The organism is Couchioplanes azureus (assembly GCF_014648355.1).
GTDB classification, from domain to species: Bacteria; Actinomycetota; Actinomycetes; order Mycobacteriales; family Micromonosporaceae; genus Actinoplanes; species Actinoplanes azureus.
In genome coordinates, this window is the sequence record NZ_BMQY01000005.1 from 91,980 (window position 1) to 112,610 (window position 20,631).

Consider the following 20,631-nt stretch of genomic DNA (forward strand, 5'->3'; position numbering starts at 1 on the left):
GCCCTTTCACGAATGAAAACTCATCCGCTTCAACGATGATCAAATCAGCGGAGGTGGTCGCCTGTTCGAGCGATGAGCTCGCGGGAGGGCCCCACCGGGAGCGCCCGGCTCCGCAGGTCGGCGAAGGCGTCGCGGTACACCTGCACGTCGGCGTCCTTCGTCCGCAGCTGCCCGCCGACCAGATCCTCGCTGTGCACCACCGGGGCGCGGCCGTCCGCGAACTCGAAGATGAGGAACGTCTCGCCCAGGGCGGCGTGCGCCCCGGCCGAGAGCGGCAGCACCCGCAGCTCGATGCCCGGGCGGTGGCTCGCCTCGTACAGCCGCTCCAACTGGCGCCGCAGCACGGCCCGGCCGCCTACCTCGCGGCGCAGCGCCGACTCGTCGAGCACGATGCAGAGCCGGGGCGGGGGTTCGCGGGTCAGCACGGTCTGCCGGGCCATCCGCAGGGCGGTACGCCGGTGCAGCGTCTCGGGGTCCTGGACGTCGGCACCGACCTCGATGACCGCGTACGCGTACTCGTCGGTCTGGAGCAGGCCCGGCACCACCTGGGCCTCCCACTCGCAGATGGTGGCGGCCTCGGCCTCGAAGGCGACGTACTCGTCGTAGCGGTCGGCGACCGACGACCGGTACGGGGCCCACCAGACCCGGGCCCGGCCGCGGCCGGCCAGCTCCCGCAGCCGCGACCGCTGGTCGCCCGACGCCTCGAGCACCCGCAGCAACCGTTCCAGGTCGGGGTCGCTGATCCCGGTACGGGCCGTCTCGATGCGGCTCAACTTGGACTCGGACCAGCCCAGCGCGGCCGCGACCTCGGCACCTCGGCGCTCACCGCGCAGCCGGCGGAGCTCGTCGCCGAGCTCGCGGCGCGCGGCCATCGATGTCGGTCTTGCCACGCGCCCACCGTACCGGTAACGCAGCGCGACGCGCATGGCACTTTATGCACTTGCAGATCGGCGGACGGCATGTGCTAATGGGAGAAGAGGTACGAACTTGGGTGCGGGCCGCCGGGCGGGGGGCTTCGCGCCCTGCGCATCGCCTGCGGGGGCGGCGCGCGGACAAGGAAGGCGAACCGGCGGCGGCAACCACCGGTTCGCCTTTCGTCGTCTACAGAGGATCAGTACCGGTAGTGGTCCGGCTTGTACGGCCCCTCGACCGCGACGCCCAGGTAGGCGGCCTGCTCCTTGGTCAGCTCGGTGAGCCTGACCCCGAGCGCGTCCAGGTGCAGGCGGGCGACCTTCTCGTCCAGGTGCTTCGGCAGCACGTAGACGCCGATCGGGTATTCATCCGTACGGGTGAACAGCTCGATCTGCGCGATCGTCTGGTTCGAGAAGCTGTTGCTCATCACGAACGACGGGTGGCCGGTGGCGTTGCCGAGGTTCAGCAGGCGCCCCTCGGAGAGCACGATCACCGAGTGGCCGTCGGCGAACCTCCACTCGTCCACCTGCGGTTTCACGGTCACCCGCGTGACGTCCTTGCGCCTCGCCAGCCCGGCCATGTCGATCTCGTTGTCGAAGTGGCCGATGTTGCCCACGATCGCCTGGTGCTTCATCCGCGCCATGTGCTCGTGGGTGATCACGTCGAAGCAGCCGGTCGCGGTGATGAAGATGTCGGCGGTCTCGACCACGTCCTCCATCGTGGCCACCTGGTAACCGTCCATCGCGGCCTGCAGCGCGCAGATCGGGTCCACCTCGGTGACGATGACCCGGGCACCCTGGCCCCGCAGCGACTCGGCGCACCCCTTGCCGACGTCGCCGTACCCGAAGACGACCGCGACCTTGCCGCCGATGAGCACGTCGGTGGCGCGGTTGATGCCGTCGATCAGAGAGTGGCGGCAGCCGTACTTGTTGTCGAACTTGCTCTTGGTCACCGAGTCGTTGACGTTGATCGCCGGGAAGAGCAGCGTGCCGTTCTGCTGCATCTCGTAGAGCCGGTGGACACCCGTCGTGGTCTCCTCGGTGACGCCCTTGATCCCGGCCGCGACGCGGGTCCAGCGGCGGTCGTCCTCCTTCAGGGAGCGGGCCAGCAGCTCGAGGATGACCGCGTACTCCTCGGAATCGGCGGTGTCGGCCGACGGCACGGCGCCCAGCTTCTCGAACTCGGCACCCTTGTGCACGAGCAGCGTGGCGTCACCGCCGTCGTCGAGGATCATGTTGGGACCCTCGCCGTCGGGCCAGAGCAGCACCTGCTCGGTGCACCACCAGTACTCCTCCAGCGTCTCGCCCTTCCAGGCGTACACCGGAACACCCTTCGGGGACTCGGGCGTGCCGTCCGGGCCGACGACGATCGCGGCGGCGGCGTGGTCCTGCGTCGAGAAGATGTTGCAGCTCGCCCAGCGCACCTCCGCACCGAGGGCGACGAGCGTCTCGATCAGCACGGCGGTCTGGATGGTCATGTGCAGGGAGCCGGTCACCCGCGCGCCACGCAGCGGCCGGCTCGGGCCGTACTCCTTGCGCAGCGACATCAGGCCGGGCATCTCATGCTCGGCGAGCTGGATCTCCTTGCGGCCGAACGTGGCGAGCGACAGGTCGGCGACCTTGTAGTCACCCTCGGCCACGGATGTGGGGCGCTTGCTGCTCATCATGCTCCCGGTGCTTGGCGAGATGGGGATACGCAGCATGCCACTCTACGCGCGGCATTTGTCCGAGACGTGGGTGGTTGGGCGGTAACAAACCAGACCCTTTCAGGTACGGGCACAAACTCCCCAACCGCAAAAACCCCCGAAACTTGCCGACGTCCCCTACCCGCCGCCCCACCGCACCATCAGCGCCGCCACCTTCGCCATAGGGCAACCACCGCCCACAGCGCCGCGGACTTTGCCACCGTCCCGGCCCCCCGGCCCCGGCGAAGCCGGCAAAGCGGCGCCTCGCCCCGTCGGGGCAGCGGCGGACCCCAGCCCGGCTGCGGCGCGCTCGACTTCCACCCTCGGCCTGGCGCCGCGGTCTCCACGTGGCGCCGCGCGATCTCCACGTGGTGCCGGGCCGTCTCCGCGTGGTGCCGCGCGGCTTCTCGGCACGGTGCGGTTCCTCTGCCAAACTCGGGCCGGACAGCGAACGGGGCGACAGGTCAAGACCTGCCGCCCCGTTCATCCCCCCGGTTTGGTACCGCGCGCGTCGTGGGACCCCCCGATCACCAATGACGCTGCGTGGTTATAGATTCACACTCCGCACACACCCATGTCAAGCAAATCCGGAAATTTCCGGTTTGTCTTCGCCGCGGGCCGCGTCGCGACCCGTCCCCAGAGCGAGCATCCCGCTCCGAGCGAGCTCGTCGAGAGGCAACGCGGACCGAGCCAGGTGGAAGGCAACGCCGAGCGAACCGGTCAGGAACCGACGCCGGGCGGAACGGTCAGGAACCGACGCCGGGCGGAACGGTCAGGAGGCGACGGCGGCTACGAAGGCCTGGCCGACGCCGGCCAGGGTCGCCGGGCCGGTGCTCGCCGGGATGAAGGCCGCCGTTCCCGCGGTGATCTCGACGGGGGTGCCGTCCACCGCCTCGGCCACGTGCACGTCCCCCCGGGTTCCCAGGACGATGCGGGGGCCCTCGGCCGGCAGGCGCACCGGCGGCGAGGTCGGGTCCAGGTCGATCCGGTAGAGGGCGAACTCGCGGACCGGGACCTTCCAGGTCACCACGCCGGGCGCGAGCTCGGTCGCGGGCAGGATCGGGTCCTGGAGTACCTCGAAGCGCAGCACTCGCAGCAGCTCGTCCACGTCCACCCGCTTCGGCGTCAGGCCGCCGCGCAGGACGTTGTCGCTCGCCGCCATGATTTCCACGCCGGTGCCGTCGAGGTAGGCGTGCAGGTTGCCCGCCGGCATCCAGATGGCCTCGCCGGGCTCCAGCCGCACGTGGTGGAGCAGCAGCGCCACCAGCACGCCCGGGTCCCCCGGATAGTGGCTCGCGAGGCCGCTGGCCAGGGGCGACGTCCCGGCGGCGACCACCTCGTCGATCAGCGCCGCGCGGTCGGCGGCCGGCCAGGTCAGCAGGGTGCGGACCGCCTCGCCGAGCCCGGACGGGCCCGTACGCAGCGACTCGACCACCGGGGCCAGCCGCTCGATGCCCAGCGCCTCGAGGGCGGCGGCCGACTCGGCGGGCTCGCGGAAACCGCACAGTGCCTCGAACGGCGTCAGGGCGACCAGCATCTCGGGCTTGTGGTACGCGTCCGTGTAGTTCTTCGGGGCCTGCGGGTCGGCCTCCTGCGCGGCGAACGCCCGGCGGGCGTAGTCGGCGTCCGGGTGCGCCTGCAGCGACAGCGGGGCGGCCGCGGCGAGGACCTTCATCAGGTACGGCAGGCGTACCCCGAACTCGCCGGCGACCTCGGCGCCGAGCTGGCCCTCGGGGTCGTCGGCGATGAGTGTCGCGAGGCTGACCGGCCCGTCGGCCCCGGCGACCGTGGACGGGTCGCCGGGGTGGGCGCCGAGCCAGAGCTCGGCCTCCGGGGTGGCGCTGGGCGCGGGCCGGCCCTGCAGCTCGGCGATCGACGTGCGCGACCCCCAGGCGTACGGCCGGATCACACCGGCCAGCGGAAGAACGGCACCCACAGCAACCCCCGTTGGTGTGAAGGACCGGCGGCCGTCAGGCCGGGGCCGGTTCGGCGGTGGCGTCCGGGGCGGACTTCGGCGCGTTCGGGCGGTAGATGTCCGGCTCCAGGTAGATCACTCGGGCGATCGGCAGGGCCTGGCGGACGCGGGTCTCCGCCTCGTCGATGTGCGCCGCCACCTCCGCGGCGTGCTCGGAGCGCGGTACGGCGATCTTCGCCGCCACCAGGAGCTCCTCCGGGCCCAGGTAGAGCGTCTTCATGTGGATGATGCGCTCGACGCCCTTGCCGGCCAGGAGGGCGTTCTCGATGGTCCGGACGTCCTCGGGGGTCGCGCCCTCGCCCAGCAGCAGGCTCTTGGTCTCGATGGCCAGGATGATCGCGATGGCGACCAGGAGCAGGCCGATCGCGATGGTTCCGGCGGCGTCCCAGCGGCCCTCGCCGGTGATCAGGGTCATGCCCACACCGATCAGCGCCAGGACCAGGCCGACCAGCGCGCCCAGGTCCTCCAGCAGCACGACGGGCAGCTCGGGGGCCTTGGCCCGGCGGACGAACTGGACCCAGGACGTGTTGCCGCGGACCTGGTTCGACTCCTTGATCGCGGTGCGGAACGAGAAGCTCTCCAGTGCGATCGCGATGACCAGGACCGTCACCGGCACCCACTGCCACTCGTGGATGCCCTCCGGGTGGCTCCACTTGTGGTAGCCCTCGTAGAGCGCGAACAGGCCGCCGACGCTGAACAGCACGATCGCGACGATGAACGCGTAGATGTAGCGGTCGCGGCCGTACCCGAAGGGGTGCTGGGGTGTGGCCTTGCGCTGCGCCCGCTTGCCGCCCAGCAGCAGCAGTCCCTGGTTGCCGGAGTCGGCGACCGAGTGGATCGACTCGGCGAGCATCGAGGACGAGCCCGTCAGAACCCACGCGACGAACTTGGTCAGCGCGATTCCGAGGTTCGCGACCAGGGCCGCGACGATCGCCTTGGTTCCGCCCTCAGCACTCACTGCATTCCCTCCGGCATGGGGTTGCTCAATTCCTTCATCTCGTTGATGGCCGGCACCGCCATCGGGTCCAGGCCGTGGGCCAGCGCCAGGTAGATCGAGGCGAAGTCCGGCACCGCCACCAGCGAGGCGAGCCGTTCCAGCGCGGAGCCGCCCTCGGCGGTCACCACGTCGCAGCGCACGCCGCGGCGCTCGGCGAGGACCTGGACGGCGTCCGCCCGGCGCTCCTCGACCGCGACCGGCTCGTCCGCGTCGTCCTGCGGGTTGAGGCCGCCGTCGCGCATGACGACGAGGCGCAGGCGGGTGGTCGAGTCCTCCTCGTCGGCGGGGTCGGCGAAGATGTCGCGCGACGACTCGGCGAGGCCCCCGAACGGGCCGTCGAGCAGGCCGACCCGGCCCCGGCCGGCCTCGCCCAGCGCGCCGGCCATCACCGGGTAGCGGGCGTTCGCCGCGAGCGTGTCGGCGAAGCGGCGGGCGGCGACCGTCGCCAGCGGGGACGAGCCCCACACGATCGGCACCGAGCCGGCCAGGTCGAGGGCGAGGGACTTGGCCGGGTTGACGAAGGACTCGGCGCCCGGGCGGCAGCGCTCGGCGTCGGCGTCGAGGCGGGCCGCGGTCTCGGCGAGGTCGGCCTCGTTGACCTTGACCAGGCCGAGGCTGCGGGCGGCGAGCAGTACGGGCACGGCGAGGCCCCACAGGCTGGCCCGGGCGGGCGCGCGCCGCGGCACCGGGATGAACGGGGCCCGGGCCCGCTCGGCGACCGCCTGCAGCTCCGAGTCGGGGTTGCCGATCGCCACGAGCCGGGCGCCGCGGCGGGCGGCGGCGTCGGCGGCGGCCAGCGCCTCGGGGCTGCGGCCGGAGGCGGAGACGGCGATGACCACGTCGGCCGCGCCGACCCAGCCGGGCACGCCCGCGCTGCGGTGCCCGATCACGGGTACGGGACAGCGCGGACCCGCGACCGTGGCCAGGATGTTGCCGGTCAGGCCGGCCGTGCCGATGCCGGCGACGACGACCGCGCGCGGACGGCCCTCGTCGGCGAGCACGCTCAGGTTGGCCTCGGCGGCCAGGGCCGCCGACTCCCGCACCTGGGCTCCCGCGGACGCGGTGGCGCGCAGCATGCCTCCCGGGTCGTTGCCGAGCATCGCCTTCTCGTCCTCGAGCAGCGACTCGTCGGCCACGCGACACCCGGTGAGCCCGGCCGTGCCGTCTTCGGGGCTTGCCATCAGGCCACCTCTCCACCCTGCTCGGCGGCGCCCGCCGCCAGCGGCCATGCGGGCCGCCGGGCACGGGCATCTCGTTTCGGACCAGGTGATCCTAACCGTGTGCGGCGGTCGCCACCGCACAGGCGCTACGCCCCGCGGACATACCCCGGACGCGCGCCGACATACCCGGACGACGGGCCCCGGGCGCGGTCCCCGAGGGGCGCAAGCGCCGGCGGATACGACAGGCGACCCGGGAACAGCGTTCCCTCCAGTCGCGTGCGCGAAACCGGGGCCCGGCGGGTGGCTGTCCTCAGGAGGACGCGGGGTCCGCGGAGGTCGCGGGCCCGGTGCCGGGCCGGGACTCGTCCAGCAGGAGCACCGGGATGTCGTCCCGCACCTCGAAGACGCGGCCGCACTCGGTGCAGGTCAGCGTCTGCGCGGCCGGGTCGTGGGTCAGCGGCGCGTGGTGCGTGTCCGGGCAGGCCAGGATTTCCAGCAGGTGCGGATCGAGGGCCACCGGACGGCTCCTTGGGGGGTGCGGGCTGTTTCGCGGACCCGGTGATCCTAACCGCGGACGATGGCGAGCACCTCGTCGCGCAGGGCGGCCATCCGGTCCGGCTTGGGCGCTTCGACGTTGAGGCGCAGCAGGGGTTCGGTGTTGGAGGCGCGCAGGTTGAACCAGGCGCCGTCGCCGAGGTGGGCGGTCATGCCGTCGAGGTCGTCGAAGGTGGCGTCCGGGAACGCCGCGCGCACCTCGGCGATCTTGGCGGCCGCGTCGGCCACGGTGGAGTTGATCTCACCGGAGGCGCTGTAGCGCTCGAACTCGGCCGCGAACTGCGACAGCGGCTGCTCCTGCCCGCCCAGGGCCGCGAGCACGTGCATCGCAGCGAGCATGCCGGTGTCGGCGAACCAGAACTCGCGGAAGTAGTAGTGCGCGGAGTGCTCACCGCCGAAGACGGCGTCGGTGCGGGCCATCTCGGCCTTGATGAACGAGTGGCCGACCCGGCTGCGGACCGGCTCGCCGCCGCACTCCTTGATGATCTCGGGCACGGCGGCGGAGGTGATCAGGTTGTGGATCACCGTGGCGCCCGGGAACCGCGCCAGCTCCCGCTTGGCCACCAGGGCGGTGATGGCGGAGGGCGAGACCGGGTCGCCGTGCTCGTCCACGACGAAGCAGCGGTCGGCGTCGCCGTCGAACGCCAGCCCGATGTCGGCGCCCTGCTCGCGGATCGCTTGCTGCAGGTCGACGAGGTTGGCCGGATCCAGCGGGTTGGCCTCGTGGTGGGGGAACGAGCCGTCCAGCTCGAAGTACATCGGCACGATCTCCAGCGGCAGCGACGGCAGGAGCTGGTTGCCCAGCACCGCCGGCACCGTGAAGCCGCCCATGCCGTTGCCCGCGTCCACGATCACCTTCAGCGGGCGGATGCCGCTCAGGTCGACCAGCGAGCGCAGGTACTTGGCGTAGCCCTCGAGCAGGCTGATGTGCTCGATCCGCGGCGGCATCTCGGCGACCGCGTCGAGGTCGCCGAGCAGCTCCTCGGCCCGCATCCGGACGATGGCCAGGCCGCTGTCCTGCCCGACCGGCTTCGCACCCGCGCGGCACAGCTTGATGCCGTTGTACTGCGCGGGGTTGTGGCTGGCGGTGAACATGGCGCCGGGCAGGCCGAGCGACCCGGAGGCGTAGTAGAGCTGGTCGGTGGAGGCCAGGCCGATGTGGACGCCGGCCGCGCCGGCAGAGTTGGCGCCGTAGGCGAACGCCCGCGCCAGCCCCGGGCCGGTCTCGCGCATGTCGTGGGCGATGACGATCTTGTCGGCGTCGTCGCCGGACTCCCGCAGCATCTCCACGAAGGCGGTGCCCAGAGCGCGGGCCACGGTCTCGTTGAGCTGGTCGGGCACGACGCCGCGGACATCGTACGCCTTCACGAGCTGGGACAGGTCAGTCAACGCACACCCCTCAGCGAGTTCCGTCCCGCAGAGAGTAACGGAGCCCGGGCAACCGTCACGGCTCATTCGCCCTGCGTCACCGTCCGGCGTGTGCCGGCAGGGTGCTCAGAGCTCGACGCCGGTGAGGACCATGACACGTGGCTCGGTGTAGTCCTCCATGGCGCTCGCGACGCCCTCCCGGCCCACGCCGCTGCCCTTCACGCCGCCGTAGGGCATCTGGTCCGCCCGGTAGGAGGGCACGTCGCCCACGACCACGCCGCCGACCTGGAGCCGGCGGTGTGCCGCGAAGGCCGTCCGGATGTCGTGGGTGAAGACGCCGGCCTGCAGCCCGTACGCGGAGTCGTTGATCGCGGCGAAGCCGGCCTCGTCGGACGGCACCTCCGAGACCACCACCACCGGGCCGAACACCTCCTCGGCGACCACCTTGGCGCCGGCCGGGACGCCGGTCAGCAGCGTCGGCGGGTACGTGGCGCCGTCGCGCTCGCCGCCGGTCACCACCATGGCGCCGGCCGCCACCGCCTCGTCGACCCAGGACTCGACGCGCCGGGCCGCCTCCTCGCTGATCATCGGTCCCACCTCGACCGCCGGGTCCGCCGGGTCGCCGGTGCGCAGCGCTTCCATCGCGCTGGTGAGCCGGGGCAGCAGGTCCAGGCCCTGGTGTACGTACACGCGCTGGACGGCGATGCAGCTCTGGCCGGCCTGATAGGTGCCGAAGGTGGCGATGCGCCCGGCGGCCCGGTCGAGGTCGTCGTCGGCGCCGTAGTCGCCGCAGACCAGCACCGCCGCGTTGCCGCCGAGCTCCAGGGTGACGTGCTTCTCCGGGGCGGCGCGCCGGATCTGCGCGCCGACCGGGCCCGAACCGGTGAACGACACGACGGGCAGCCGGGGGTCGGCGACCAGGCCAGCGGCGCGGTCGTTGGGCACCGGCAGCACGGAGAACAGGCCGGCCGGCAGGTCGGTCTCCGCGAGGATCGAGCCCAGCAGCAGGGCGGTCAGCGGGGTGGCCGGCGCGGGCTTGACCACGATCGGCGCGCCCACCGCCAGCGCCGGCGCGACCTTGTGGGCGACCAGGTTCAGCGGGAAGTTGAAGGGCGAGATGCCCAGCACCGGGCCGCGCGGGACGCGCCTGACCACCGCGATCCGGCCGGTACCGCCCGGATCGGTGTCGAGCCGCTGCAGGTCACCGGCGAACCGGCGGGCCTCCTCGGCGGCCCAGCGGAACACCGACACCGCCCGGTCGGCCTCGACCAGCGCCCACTTCACCGGCTTGCCGTTCTCGGCGGTGATCAGCTCGGCGATCTCCCGGCGGCGCTCGGCGAGCCGGCGCGACACGTGGTCGAGGGCGGCGGCGCGCACGTGGGCGGGCAGGGCCGCGGCCTCCTCGGCGACGGCGGCCGCCGCGGCGACCGCGGCCCCGATCTGGTCGTCCCCGGCCCACGTGGTGCGCCCGACCGTGCGGCCGTCCCAGGGCGAGGTCACCGTCACCTCGCCGGAGCCGTGCGCCTCGGCGCCTGCCACATAAAAGGCTGTCGCATCCACACCGTCAGCCTATGCCCGGTACGCGCCCGGGAATCGCGCCCGGCAGGACGCCACCGCATGCCGCACACCCTGTTGTCCGCAGCCGTGCTGGGGGCCACGATGGTGGGGTCTGGGAGGTGCCCGCATGTCCAACCCCTGGCTCGCCCTCGACCTCGGCGCCGATCCGGCGGAGCGGATCACCGAGGTCGGCCGCGCCCACGAGCGGTTCGTGACCGGGGAACGGCTCGGGGAACGCCCCTTCGGCCGGGTACGCCCGGTGGTCGCCGACTCGTGGCGGCGCACGGCCGCCGCCCGGCTCAGTCCGGACGCCACCGCGCCCATCGAGCTGAGCGACGGGGAGCTGGAGGCCTACCGGGCCGCGCATCCGCTGTCCCGGGTGCTGCCCCTCTTCCGCGACCTGCTCGGCGGGCTCGCCGACGACGGCGACCACCTCATGGCGGTCTGCGACGCGCACGGCCGCTTGCTCTACGTCGAGGGCCACGGCAGTGCGCTGCGCGGGGCCGAGTCGATGAACTTCGTGCCCGGCGCCCGCTGGGACGAGGCACATGCCGGCACCAATGCGCCGGGCACCGCGCTCGCCGTCGACCACCCGCTGCAGATCTTCGCCACCGAGCACTTCAGCCGCGGCGTGCAGCGCTGGACGTGCGCGGCGGCGCCGATCCACGACCCCGCGACCGGCGCGCTGCTCGGCGCGATCGACGTGACCGGCGGCGATCACCTGGCCAACCCGCACAGCCTCGCGCTGGTCCGGGCCACCGCGCTCGCCGCCGAGGCCTTTCTCGGCAGCGGTGCGCGGCCGGCCGGCGCCGCCACCACCACGGTGTCCGTGCTCGGGCGCGAAGACGCCGTGGTGGCGGTCGGGGGGCGTCAGCTGCGGCTCGGCCGCCGGCATTCGGAACTGATCTGCCTGCTTCTGGTCCACCCCGACGGGCGTACGGGAGATCAATTGGGTTTCGATCTCTACGCCGACGACCTCAATCCGGTGACGGTACGCGCGGAGCTGTCCCGCCTGCGCCGCATCCTCGGGCCGCAGGTGCTGGACTCGCGCCCCTACCGGTTGCGCGGCGAGACGTCGGCGGACTTCCTCGACGTGACCCGGCTGCTGGAGCGGGGCCGCGTCGGGGAGGCGCTGGCGGCCTATCCGGGGCCGCTGCTGCCGTCGTCGGACGCGCCCGGCGTGGTGCGGCTGCGCCACCTGCTCGACTCCCGGCTGCGGACCGCGGTCCTCGCCGCCGGGGACCACCGGCTCATCCAGCGCTGGGTGGCCACGGCCTGGGGTGCCGACGACCTCGAGATGTGGGAGGCCTACGCGGCCGCGCTCCCCCACGGCTCGCCGGCACGCCTGCTGGCCGACCACCAGACGGCCCGGCTCGCCGCCGAGTACGGCATTGCAACGTCCGTGCAACGTCTCCGTCGTTAGCGTCCGCCGTGTCCACCACGGATACGGAGGTCGTGCGCCATGACTGTCTACTCCCCGCCCGGTTCCGACGGCGCGACCGTCGCCTACGAGTCCCGGTACGACCACTGGATCGGCGGCGAGTTCGTGCCGCCCGTCAAGGGCCAGTACTTCCCGAATCCCTCCCCGGTGACCGGGCAGACCTTCTGCGAGATCGCCCGGGGCACCGCCGAGGACGTCGAACGCGCGCTCGACGCCGCGCACGCCGCGGCCGGCGCCTGGGGCCGCACGCCGGCCGCCGAACGCGCGAACGTCCTCAACCGGATCGCCGACCGGATGGAGGCGAACCTGGAGCGGCTGGCCGTCGCCGAGACCTGGGAGAACGGCAAGCCGGTCCGCGAGACCATGGCCGCCGACATCCCGCTGGCGATCGACCACTTCCGGTATTTCGCCGGGGCGCTGCGCGCGCAGGAGGGCACGCTCGGCGAGATCGACGACGACACCGTCGCCTACCACTTCCACGAGCCGCTCGGCGTGGTCGCTCAGATCATCCCGTGGAACTTCCCGATTTTGATGGCGGTCTGGAAGCTCGCCCCCGCGCTCGCCGCCGGGAACGCCGTCGTGCTCAAGCCCGCCGAGCAGACCCCGGCCTCGATCCACCTTCTGATGTCGCTGATCGCCGACCTGCTGCCGCCCGGCGTGGTGAACATCGTCAACGGCTTCGGGGCGGAGGCCGGCAAGCCGCTGGCGTCGTCCCCGCGGGTCGCCAAGGTGGCGTTCACCGGCGAGACCACCACCGGGCGCCTGATCATGCAGTACGCCTCCGAGAACATCATCCCGGTGACGCTGGAGCTCGGCGGCAAGAGCCCGAACATCTTCTTCGACGACGTCAGCCGCGCCGACGACGACTTCCTGGACAAGGCGCTCGAGGGCTTCGCGATGTTCGCGCTCAACCAGGGCGAGGTCTGCACGTGCCCGTCGCGGGCGCTGATCCAGCAGGGCCACTACTCGGACTTCCTGGCCGCCGGGGTCAAGCGCGTCGAGAACCTGCGGCAGGGCAACCCGCTGGACACCGACACCCAGGTCGGCGCCCAGGCCTCGAACGACCAGCTGGAGAAGATCCTGTCCTATCTGGACATCGGCCGCCAGGAGGGCGCGAAGGTGCTCGTCGGCGGCGCCCGGGCGGACCTGGGCGGTGAGCTGTCCGGCGGCTACTACGTGCAGCCGACGATCTTCGAGGGTACGAACACGATGCGCATCTTCCAGGAGGAGATCTTCGGCCCGGTCGTCTCGGTGACGTCCTTCTCGGACTACGACGACGCAATCAAGATCGCCAACGAGACCCTCTACGGCCTCGGCGCCGGCGTCTGGACCCGCGACATCAACATGGCCTACCGGGCGGGCCGAGAAATCCAGGCCGGTCGGGTGTGGACGAACTGCTACCACCTGTACCCGGCGCACGCCGCGTTCGGCGGGTACAAGCAGTCGGGCATCGGCCGGGAGAACCACAAGATGATGCTCGACCACTACCAGCAGACCAAGAACCTGCTGGTCAGCTACTCCCCCAAGGCCATGGGCTTCTTCTGATGGGTGCCCGGGTGGACGTGACTCCCGCGGCGGCCGAGCTCATCCGGTCGCTGCGGGAGCGGCACGGGCCGTTGATGTTCCACCAGTCCGGCGGCTGCTGCGACGGAAGCGCCCCGATGTGCTATCTCGACGGCGAGTTCCGTACGGGTGCCAGCGACGTCCTGCTGGAGGAGCTGCGCATCGACGGCGTGGCGGAGCCGGTGCGGTTCTGGATGAGCGCGGCGCAGTTCGAGGCGTGGAAGCACACCCATCTCACCGTGGACGTGGTGCCGGGTCGCGGCAGCGGCTTCAGCCTGGAAGCGCCGGAGGGGGTGCGGTTCCTCATCCGCAGCCGCCTGCTCTCCTCCCCGCCGCATACCGGAAGTGATTGACGAGCCGGTAACTTCCATCGGCCCTTCGGTACGGGCGAGCCGCCGCGAGCACCGCGCCGGCTCGTCCCGCGTCTTCGCCCAGGAGGACGCCGCGGACGAGGGCGTCGTCGTCCGGGACCTCCCAGGGCACCTCGGCGAGCGCCTCCCGCACGTCGACGAGGCCGCCGTCGGTCAGCAGTTCCGCCAGCCCGCCGGGCAGGCGCAGGTCGCCGTCGGGCCGTGGCGGCCCGTCGTCCAGGGCGCGTTCGACGGCGTCGAGCTCGTTGCGGGCCGCTTCGGCCCAGTTCGCCACGGCGACGTGCCCGCCGGGCCCGGTCACCCGGATCATCTCGGCCAGCGCGTCGTCGGTGTCCTCCGCGAACTGCAGCGCGTTGAACGACGTCACGAGGTCGAAGGTGGCGTCTCCCCAGGGCAGTTCCTCCGCCCCGCCCAGCCGGACGTCCGCGCTCTTCCGCCGGGCCAGGCCGACCATGCCCGGCGCGGGATCGATGCCGGCGGTCACCATGCCGAGGCGGGCGCAGTAGGCAAGGAAGTCACCACTGCCACAGCCGACGTCGAGTACGCGCACGGCACGAGTGTGGCGACGGCGGCCGGCGCGGGTGGCGTCGAGGATCGCGCGCCATGCGGGCTCGGCGAAGGTGCCCCAGAGGTCGGCCCAGCCCTCGGCGACGGCGGACCAGCGGCTCGGATCTGCGCCGTTCACGTGCTCACCTCTCGTCCTCGCTCCTCAGTGGAGTCGTCAGGCAGCGGATTGTCACCCATGAGGTGCGACATCTCCCGGAAGCGTGCCAGCCCTTCCCGCCGGCTGGCCGCTCGTCGTGCCGCCGCACCATAGTTGCTGTCCACGGCGGATTTCCCGCACATGGACGGAGTGTGACGATGCGTACCCCCAAGGTGTTGGTGATCGCTCTGGTGCTGAGCGGACTGGCCGGTTGCGGCACAGCCGGCAACGCCGGCCGGGAACCCGCCGGGAACGCCGCCGGGGCGCAGCCAGCGTCCTCCGTCTCGGCGTCGCCCGATCCGGAGGCCCCCTCCTCCGCGTCGGCGCCCGACGCCGATCCGACGCCACCCTCCCCGCCCGGCACGCCGTCGAAGCCGGCCACGCCGGGCACCGGCGGGAAGCACACCCCGGAGGCCGGCGAGGCCCGCCACGGCGGCCCGGCGAACAGCCACATCGCGACGGGTCAGGCCGGAGTGGCACTGACCTTCGACGACGGCCCGGACCCGGTGCAGACGCCCAGGCTGCTCGACCTGCTGGGCAAGAACGACGTCAAGGCGACCTTCTGCCTGGTCGGGATGCGCGCCGCCGAACATCCCGAGCTCGTACGGCGGATCGTCCGCGAGGGGCACACGCTGTGCAATCACACCTGGCGGCACAACCTGACGCTGGGCCAGGAGAAGCCGGCGAAGATCCGCGCCGACCTCCAGAAGACCAACGACGCGATCCGCGCGGCCGTGCCCGATGCGCAGATCAAGTACATGCGGGCACCGGGCGGCAACTTCACCCGCCGGTTCGTGCAGGAGGCCGCCCAGCTGGGCATGACCTCGATCTACTGGCAGGTGGACCCGCGCGACTGGGAACACCACGGCGAGTCGTCCGGCGCACACCAGGAGAAGATCATCCGGGAGGTGCAACAGCACGTCGGCAAGGGCGCGATCGTGCTCTCGCACGACAACGCGCAGCCGGACACCATCGCCGCCTACCAGACGCTCCTTCCGTGGCTGAAGAAGCGTTACAAACTGATTGCCCTGCCGTGACGACGGTCAGTGTGACGGCGGGATGACGCGCAGGTGGCCGCGGCGGCCGGTCTGGTGGCCGGGGAGGTTGTCGTGCTCCTCCGGGCGCGGCGGCGGGGCCGGGCGGGCCGCCTCGCGCACGGCGTCCGCCAGCGCGACGAGGTCGTCCGTCGTGGGCGGCGGGGGCGCGAAGTCGCCGTCGTGGCGGACCAGCTCCCAGCCGCGCGGCGCGGTGAGGCTGCGGGCGTGCGGTTCGCAGAGGTCGTACGTGTGCGGCTCGGCGAAGGCGGCCAGCGGGCCCACCACGGCCGTGGAGTCGCTGTAGACGTAGGTCAGGGTGGCGACCGCCTGTCGGGGACAGCCGTTCCGGGAGCAGCGCCGTGGGGACCTCACGGCGGCACGTTATCTCTAAGCGCGCTCGCGCGGGGCCGATGGTGCCGCGACACGCCGACCCACAATGCATCACGATTTCGACATGGCGCTCCGACACGCCGTCCCTATGGGGCGAATTCCCGGTGACGAAACGCGGCCGACACAGCCTGACCACGTGCCACGCATTTCGCGGGCTAGGCTGGTCGCGTGACCACCAGCCCCGACCGCCGCCGGGCCGGATCCGATCCCGGCCGGTCCACGCGCACACCCGGACCCGGCCGCCCCGCCCGTCGCGACCGGCACGGGCGCGGCCTGCGCGGTCGGCTCGTCCCGGCCACCGTGCCGCTGGCCCGGACCAAGGCGGAGATCTTCGACGATCTCGTGCTCGACACGGTCGAGAGCCTGGAGCGCCGGTACGCCAAGGAGCTGGCCGGCGTGGAGTTCGCGGTCGAGGACGTCCCGCCGGACCTCAACGTCTACGACTCCGACGTGCTCGAGGACGGCGAGGTGCCGCTGGCCCGCCTGCTGCCGGGCCGGCCCGGTCGCCAGGAGCTGCCGCCGCGGATCGTGCTCTACCGGCGGCCGCTGGAGTTCCGCGCGATGGATCGCGAGGACCTCGCCGACCTCGTCCACGATGTGATCATCGAACAGGTCGCCAACCTGCTCGGCGTCGATCCCGACGAGCTCTCGTAGGACGGCCCCCCGGCGTCCGCGCGAGAGCCGGCGGTCACGCCACCCGGCGCTTGAGCTTGCGGCGTTCCCGCTCGGAGAGTCCGCCCCAGATGCCGAAGCGCTCGTCGTGACCGAGGGCGTATTCGAGGCATTCCGCTTTGACGTCGCAGCGGCCGCAGATGCGCTTCGCCTCGCGCGTCGAGCCGCCCTTCTCCGGGAAGAATGCCTCCGGATCGGTCTGCGAGCACAGCGCCCGTTCCTGCCACTCGGGCGCGTCCCCGAGCAGGTCTACCCCTTCTACCTGCGCTTCCATCGGCGTGCCTCCTTTTCCGCGCCGACAGTGATGCCGGCGCTGACCCCCCACGCACGCGGCGTGTTTCTTGCGGAAAACAAGCGATTCGCGGCGCTTCTTTCCCACAACCCCACCGAAATTACACGCGTGTAAGACGTGCGTCGTCAAGCCGAACCTGATAAATAGGCCCGTTTCCCCGAGGCGCCGTCGCCGCCTCACGGTCCCGTTCCTGCCCTATCTCTCAGAGCCGCCGGAAGGTAACGCTCAGTCGGCGCGTCGCGTCCAAATTACCCCAATTTGTAACCTTGGGTCGGTCGGAGGAGGGCGTGCGCGGCCGCACACCGCGGGGGCAGGGCGAGAGCGAGGCCACATCGACCGAATGCCGACACCGGTCCGGACTAGTACCGGCCATAGACGGTCGTGCGCTGCACCGCGGGGCGTCCGGCCGCCGCCGCCAGCTCCTTGAGCTCCGCGACCGTGCGCGCCGACCCGTGCTCCGACCCCGCCATCCGGGAGATGGTCTCCTCCATCAGCGTCCCGCCCAGGTCGTTGCACCCGCCGTTGAGCATCGCGATCGTGCCCTCGTCGCCGAGCTTCACCCAGGAGCACTGGATGTTGTCGATGCGGCCGTGCAGCAAAATGCGGGCCATCGCGTGCACGACCCTGTTCTCCCGCGGGGTCGGGCCCGGGCGGGCGATACCCGCCAGGTAGATGGGCGCGTTCGTGTGGATGAACGGCAGCGCCACGAACTCGGTGAAGCCGCCGGTGACGTCCTGCACCCCGGCGAGCACCCGGAAGTGGCCCAGCCACTGGCGGGGATGGTCGACGTGGCCGTACATCATGGTGGAGCTCGAGCGGATGCCCAGCTGGTGTGCCGTGGTCACCACGTCGACCCAGGTGGCGGCCGGGAGCTTGCCCTTGGTCAGCACCCAGCGCACGTCGTCGTCGAGGATCTCCGCGGCGGTGCCCGGGATCGTGTCGAGGCCGGCGTCGCGCAGCTCGGTCAGCCACTCCCGCACCGGCACGCCCGCCTTGGCCGCCCCGGTGACGATCTCCATCGGAGAGAAGGCATGGACGTGCATGCCGGGTACCCGCCGCTTCACCGCGCGCACCAGGTCCGCGTACGCGGTGATCGGCATCTTGGGATCGATGCCGCCCTGCATGCAGACCTCGGTGGCACCGTCGCGCCACGCCTGCTCGGCCCGGTCGGCGACCTGCTCGACCGACAGCCGGTACGCGTCCGCGTCGCGCTCGCGCTGGGCGAAGGCGCAGAACCGGCACCCGACGTAGCAGACGTTGGAGAAGTTGATGTTGCGGTTCACGACGTACGTGACGTCCTCGCCGTTGACCTCTTTGCGCAGGTCGTCGGCGATGCGGGCCAGCTCGTCCAGGGCCGAGCCCTCGGCCTGGAACAGGGCCATGGCCTTGTCCTCGTGCTCCGGCGACAGCAGCCGGGCGGGGTCCTCCGCGGCCAGCTTGAGTCCGGCGAGCACTTCGGAATCCGTGCGACCGGCGACATCGGTGGTGACGTGCGCGGCCACCTCGGCCCAGTCGCCGTAGACGGAGTCGAAGTCGCCGCGGCGGTCGCTCGTGCGGCCCTCGGTGTCGATCGTGGCGAACAGGTCGGTGCGGCCCGAGGCGTACGCGTCGTCCGGCTCCTGCCACGGGCGGCCGGACGGCATCGCGTCCTCCCGGGCGAGGCCGTCCGCGTCGGCGAGCGCGGCGACGTGGGCGGCGAGCCGCGGGTCGAGCCAGCCCTCGGCGCCCCGGCGCAGATACTCGGGGTAGATGGTCAGCCGCTCGCGCAGGGTGAAGCCGGACGCGGCCGACATGCTGCGGAGCAGCTCGATCTGCGGCCACGGGCTTTCCGGGTTGACGTGGTCGGGGGTGACCGGGGAGACGCCACCCCAGTCGTCGATACCCGCGCGCAGCAGCAGGTCGTACTCGCCGGCGATGAGGTTGGGCGGCGCCTGCAGGCGGGCACGCGGGCCCATGACGACCCGGGCCACCGCCACCGTCGCGGCGAGCTCGCGCAGCTCCGCATCCGGCATGCCGCGCATCGCCGTGTCCGGCTTGGCGCGGAAGTTCTGGATGATGACTTCCTGGATGTGGCCGTACTCGCGGGCGGTGCGGCGCATCGCGAAGATGGCGTCGGCACGCTCGGCCCGCGTCTCGCCGATGCCGATCAGGATGCCGGTGGTGAACGGCACGCCGACCCGGCCGGCGTCGTCGAGCACGCGCAGGCGCACCGCCGGCTCCTTGTCCGGCGAGCCGTAGTGCGGGCCGCCGGGCTCGGACCAGAGCCGCGTCGCCGTCGTCTCCAGCATCATCCCCATGCTGGGCGCGACCGGCTTGAGCCGCTGCAGCTCGGCCCAGCCGAGCACGCCCGGGTTGAGGTGCGGGAGCAGGCCGGTCTCCTCGAGCACGGCGATGGCGCAGGCGCGTACGTAGTCCAGGGTCGAGTCGTAGCCGCGCTCGTCGAGCCACCTGCGGGCCGCGGGCCAGCGGTCCTCGGGCCGGTCCCCCAGCGTGAAGAGCGCCTCCTTGCAGCCCTGCGCGGCGCCCTCGCGGGCGATCGCGAGCACCTCGTCACGCTCGAGGAACGCCGCGGGCAGCCGGTGCGGCACGGTCGCGAAGGTGCAGTAGTGGCAGCGGTCGCGGCACAGCCGGGTCAGCGGGACGAAGACCTTCTTCGAGTACGTGACCACGCCGGGGCGCCCGGCCTCCCGCAGCCCCGCGTCCCGCACGCCACCCGCGATGCTCAGCAGGTCGTCGAGCAGGGAACCCTCCGCCGCGAGCAGGGCGGTCGCCTCGTCGGCGTCGATCGTCTTGCCGTCGGCGGCACGCCTGAGCGCGCGGCGGATGCTGGCTTCGGTTGGCGGGATGTCCACTGCTGCCACCCGTGCAGCCTAGGCCGGAACGAGGCCGACTGTCCCAGAGGGGACAGTGGTCTCCAACACGCCGCTCATGGGGTGTGCTTCGGGTCCTCGCCGAGGACCTCCGTGCGGTCGTCACCGGTGTCGCGCGCCGCAACGGTCTGCGTCGGATCGGAAGCGCCATGGCCCGCCTGCGCCGGCGGTGCCGGCGCGGGCGCCGCGGAGGCGGGCGGTGCCGAGGCGGGCGGCGCGGGCGGGGGCGCCGACGGCTCGGTCGGGGTGCCGGGCACCGGCGGGGCGGGCGGCGGTGCGGCGGTCGGCTGCGCGGCGGTCGGCTGGCCCCACGCCGGCGGCTGGCCCCACGTCTGCTGCGGCCCCGGGTAGGGCTGACCCGGGTGCGGCTGGCCGGGGTAGGGCTGACCCGGGTGCGGCTGGGCCGGGTGCGGGTGGCCGGGCGCGGCGAAGCCGGGATGCGGGTGCTGGCCCCACTGCGGCGCCGGCTGGCCGTACATTCCGGGCTGCGGTGCGGGCTTCGGCGTCTGGAAGAGCGCCCGCCAGATCGAGAAGACCGCGTACGCCGCCACCGCGAAGACGGCGAGCCACGCCACCCGGACCAGCAGCTCCTCGAAGGCCACCCGGACGCTGAAGCCGGCGAGCTTGACGATGGCGATCAGGAAGCCGAAGAGCACCGCGAAGAAGGCGGCCACCGCGTACTCGACCAGCGCCACGACCGTGATCAGCCGCGCGTTGCGGTGCCGCGGGCCGACGAGGGTCGCCAGCAGCACCGCCGCCAGCGGCAGCAGGATCGTCTCGACGTTGACGTAGCTGTAGAAGCTGTTCTGGGCCCGGGTGAGGAAGTCCTGACCGACCTCCGACGGGATCAACCGGATGATCGCCACGAAGAGCCACACGGCGGGCGCGGCGACGAGTGCGTACGCGGCGAGGTCACGCAACGGCCGGAGCACCGGGACGACCGGGCGTTCCGGCTCGGGCTGTGGCGTCGGGGTGCTGGTCACAGCGGCTCTCCTCCACGGGGATCGGGGGGACGGTCCGCCCGGCGCAGGACGCCGGATGCGGGCGGCCGGCTCAGCCTAGACCCGAAACGCACATCACACCC

Annotated in this window: 18 protein-coding genes; 5 read left to right on the plus strand and 13 right to left on the minus strand. The window is 72.4% G+C overall.

Features of this window, described 5'->3' with window-relative positions:
• Nucleotides 1-44: 44 nt before the first annotated feature.
• The 8 genes from IEY99_RS18960 to IEY99_RS18995 form a co-directional block, all read right to left on the minus strand.
• On the minus strand, nucleotides 45-890 hold the full coding sequence (locus tag IEY99_RS18960; protein WP_229798961.1) for a helix-turn-helix domain-containing protein: 846 nt from the start codon (nucleotides 888-890) through the stop codon (nucleotides 45-47).
• A 221-nt stretch (nucleotides 891-1,111) separates the two neighbouring features.
• The gene (gene ahcY, locus IEY99_RS18965; RefSeq protein ID WP_189205038.1) at nucleotides 1,112-2,578 is read right to left on the minus strand and encodes an adenosylhomocysteinase; all 1,467 of its coding nucleotides are present in this window, start codon (nucleotides 2,576-2,578) and stop codon (nucleotides 1,112-1,114) included.
• A 790-nt stretch (nucleotides 2,579-3,368) separates the two neighbouring features.
• Nucleotides 3,369-4,532 carry a mannose-6-phosphate isomerase, class I gene (gene manA / locus IEY99_RS18970; RefSeq protein ID WP_189205039.1) on the minus strand — a complete coding sequence of 388 codons (1,164 nt, stop codon included), beginning with the start codon at nucleotides 4,530-4,532 and terminating at the stop codon, nucleotides 3,369-3,371.
• Nucleotides 4,533-4,566: 34 nt separating this feature from the next.
• A complete protein-coding gene (locus IEY99_RS18975; protein ID WP_189205041.1) occupies nucleotides 4,567-5,529 on the minus strand; it encodes a cation diffusion facilitator family transporter in 963 nt (320 codons plus the stop codon).
• A complete protein-coding gene (locus IEY99_RS18980) occupies nucleotides 5,526-6,749 on the minus strand; it encodes an SIS domain-containing protein (RefSeq protein ID WP_189205043.1) in 1,224 nt (407 codons plus the stop codon). The genes IEY99_RS18975 and IEY99_RS18980 overlap by 4 nt, the downstream gene beginning before the upstream one ends.
• Before the next feature lie 289 nt (nucleotides 6,750-7,038).
• The gene (locus IEY99_RS18985) at nucleotides 7,039-7,245 is read right to left on the minus strand and encodes a Trm112 family protein (RefSeq protein ID WP_189205045.1); all 207 of its coding nucleotides are present in this window, start codon (nucleotides 7,243-7,245) and stop codon (nucleotides 7,039-7,041) included.
• 47 nt (nucleotides 7,246-7,292) lie between these two features.
• Complete coding sequence (locus tag IEY99_RS18990; protein WP_189205047.1) at nucleotides 7,293-8,672, minus strand: phosphomannomutase/phosphoglucomutase; 1,380 nt, start codon at nucleotides 8,670-8,672, stop codon at nucleotides 7,293-7,295.
• A gap of 105 nt (nucleotides 8,673-8,777) precedes the next feature.
• Complete coding sequence (locus IEY99_RS18995) at nucleotides 8,778-10,211, minus strand: aldehyde dehydrogenase family protein (RefSeq protein WP_189205049.1); 1,434 nt, start codon at nucleotides 10,209-10,211, stop codon at nucleotides 8,778-8,780.
• Nucleotides 10,212-10,335: 124 nt separating this feature from the next.
• On the opposite strand from IEY99_RS18995, the gene IEY99_RS19000 reads away from it, so the two are divergent.
• From IEY99_RS19000 to IEY99_RS19010, 3 genes are read left to right on the plus strand one after another with little or no spacing between them, the layout of a single operon-like run.
• Nucleotides 10,336-11,631 (plus strand): sigma-54-dependent transcriptional regulator family protein, encoded by a 1,296-nt coding sequence (locus IEY99_RS19000; protein ID WP_189205051.1) that lies wholly within the window; start codon nucleotides 10,336-10,338, stop codon nucleotides 11,629-11,631.
• A 39-nt stretch (nucleotides 11,632-11,670) separates the two neighbouring features.
• Nucleotides 11,671-13,194 (plus strand): aldehyde dehydrogenase, encoded by a 1,524-nt coding sequence (gene adh / locus IEY99_RS19005; protein WP_189205053.1) that lies wholly within the window; start codon nucleotides 11,671-11,673, stop codon nucleotides 13,192-13,194.
• Entirely contained in the window at nucleotides 13,194-13,565 is a 372-nt protein-coding gene (locus IEY99_RS19010) for a DUF779 domain-containing protein (protein WP_189205055.1), read from the plus strand. The genes adh and IEY99_RS19010 overlap by 1 nt, the downstream gene beginning before the upstream one ends.
• On the opposite strand, the gene IEY99_RS19015 is transcribed toward IEY99_RS19010, so the two are convergent.
• A complete protein-coding gene (locus IEY99_RS19015; RefSeq protein ID WP_189205057.1) occupies nucleotides 13,516-14,268 on the minus strand; it encodes a class I SAM-dependent methyltransferase in 753 nt (250 codons plus the stop codon). The genes IEY99_RS19010 and IEY99_RS19015 overlap by 50 nt on opposite strands.
• A gap of 176 nt (nucleotides 14,269-14,444) precedes the next feature.
• On the opposite strand from IEY99_RS19015, the gene IEY99_RS19020 reads away from it, so the two are divergent.
• A complete protein-coding gene (locus IEY99_RS19020) occupies nucleotides 14,445-15,323 on the plus strand; it encodes a polysaccharide deacetylase family protein (protein ID WP_189205059.1) in 879 nt (292 codons plus the stop codon).
• Between the two features lie 6 nt (nucleotides 15,324-15,329).
• Here IEY99_RS19020 and IEY99_RS19025 read toward each other — a convergent pair whose 3' ends face one another.
• Nucleotides 15,330-15,695 (minus strand): DUF3499 domain-containing protein, encoded by a 366-nt coding sequence (locus IEY99_RS19025; RefSeq protein ID WP_023358955.1) that lies wholly within the window; start codon nucleotides 15,693-15,695, stop codon nucleotides 15,330-15,332.
• Nucleotides 15,696-15,881: 186 nt separating this feature from the next.
• Between IEY99_RS19025 and IEY99_RS19030 the strand changes: the two genes are divergently transcribed.
• Nucleotides 15,882-16,367: a metallopeptidase family protein gene (locus IEY99_RS19030; protein ID WP_071809298.1), complete on the plus strand. Its 486-nt coding sequence runs from the start codon at nucleotides 15,882-15,884 to the stop codon at nucleotides 16,365-16,367.
• Between the two features lie 34 nt (nucleotides 16,368-16,401).
• On the opposite strand, the gene IEY99_RS19035 is transcribed toward IEY99_RS19030, so the two are convergent.
• From IEY99_RS19035 to IEY99_RS19045, 3 genes are all read right to left on the minus strand, one after another.
• The gene (locus tag IEY99_RS19035; protein WP_015619224.1) at nucleotides 16,402-16,659 is read right to left on the minus strand and encodes a WhiB family transcriptional regulator; all 258 of its coding nucleotides are present in this window, start codon (nucleotides 16,657-16,659) and stop codon (nucleotides 16,402-16,404) included.
• Nucleotides 16,660-17,036: 377 nt separating this feature from the next.
• Nucleotides 17,037-19,529 (minus strand): bifunctional FO biosynthesis protein CofGH, encoded by a 2,493-nt coding sequence (locus IEY99_RS19040; protein WP_189205812.1) that lies wholly within the window; start codon nucleotides 19,527-19,529, stop codon nucleotides 17,037-17,039.
• A 74-nt stretch (nucleotides 19,530-19,603) separates the two neighbouring features.
• The gene (locus IEY99_RS19045; protein WP_189205060.1) at nucleotides 19,604-20,530 is read right to left on the minus strand and encodes a hypothetical protein; all 927 of its coding nucleotides are present in this window, start codon (nucleotides 20,528-20,530) and stop codon (nucleotides 19,604-19,606) included.
• Between the last annotated feature and the right edge of the window lie 101 nt (nucleotides 20,531-20,631).

Excerpts from the sequence above, each read along its gene's own strand:
- ahcY (WP_189205038.1), bottom strand. The coding sequence starts at position 2,578 with ATGATGAGCAGCAAGCGCCCCACATCCGTGGCCGAGGGTGACTACAAG.
- IEY99_RS18980 (WP_189205043.1), bottom strand. The coding sequence starts at position 6,749 with ATGGCAAGCCCCGAAGACGGCACGGCCGGGCTCACCGGGTGTCGCGTG.
- IEY99_RS19000 (WP_189205051.1), top strand. The coding sequence starts at position 10,336 with ATGTCCAACCCCTGGCTCGCCCTCGACCTCGGCGCCGATCCGGCGGAG.
- adh (WP_189205053.1), top strand. The coding sequence starts at position 11,671 with ATGACTGTCTACTCCCCGCCCGGTTCCGACGGCGCGACCGTCGCCTAC.
- IEY99_RS19010 (WP_189205055.1), top strand. The coding sequence starts at position 13,194 with ATGGGTGCCCGGGTGGACGTGACTCCCGCGGCGGCCGAGCTCATCCGG.
- IEY99_RS19020 (WP_189205059.1), top strand. The coding sequence starts at position 14,445 with ATGCGTACCCCCAAGGTGTTGGTGATCGCTCTGGTGCTGAGCGGACTG.
- IEY99_RS19035 (WP_015619224.1), bottom strand. The coding sequence starts at position 16,659 with ATGGAAGCGCAGGTAGAAGGGGTAGACCTGCTCGGGGACGCGCCCGAG.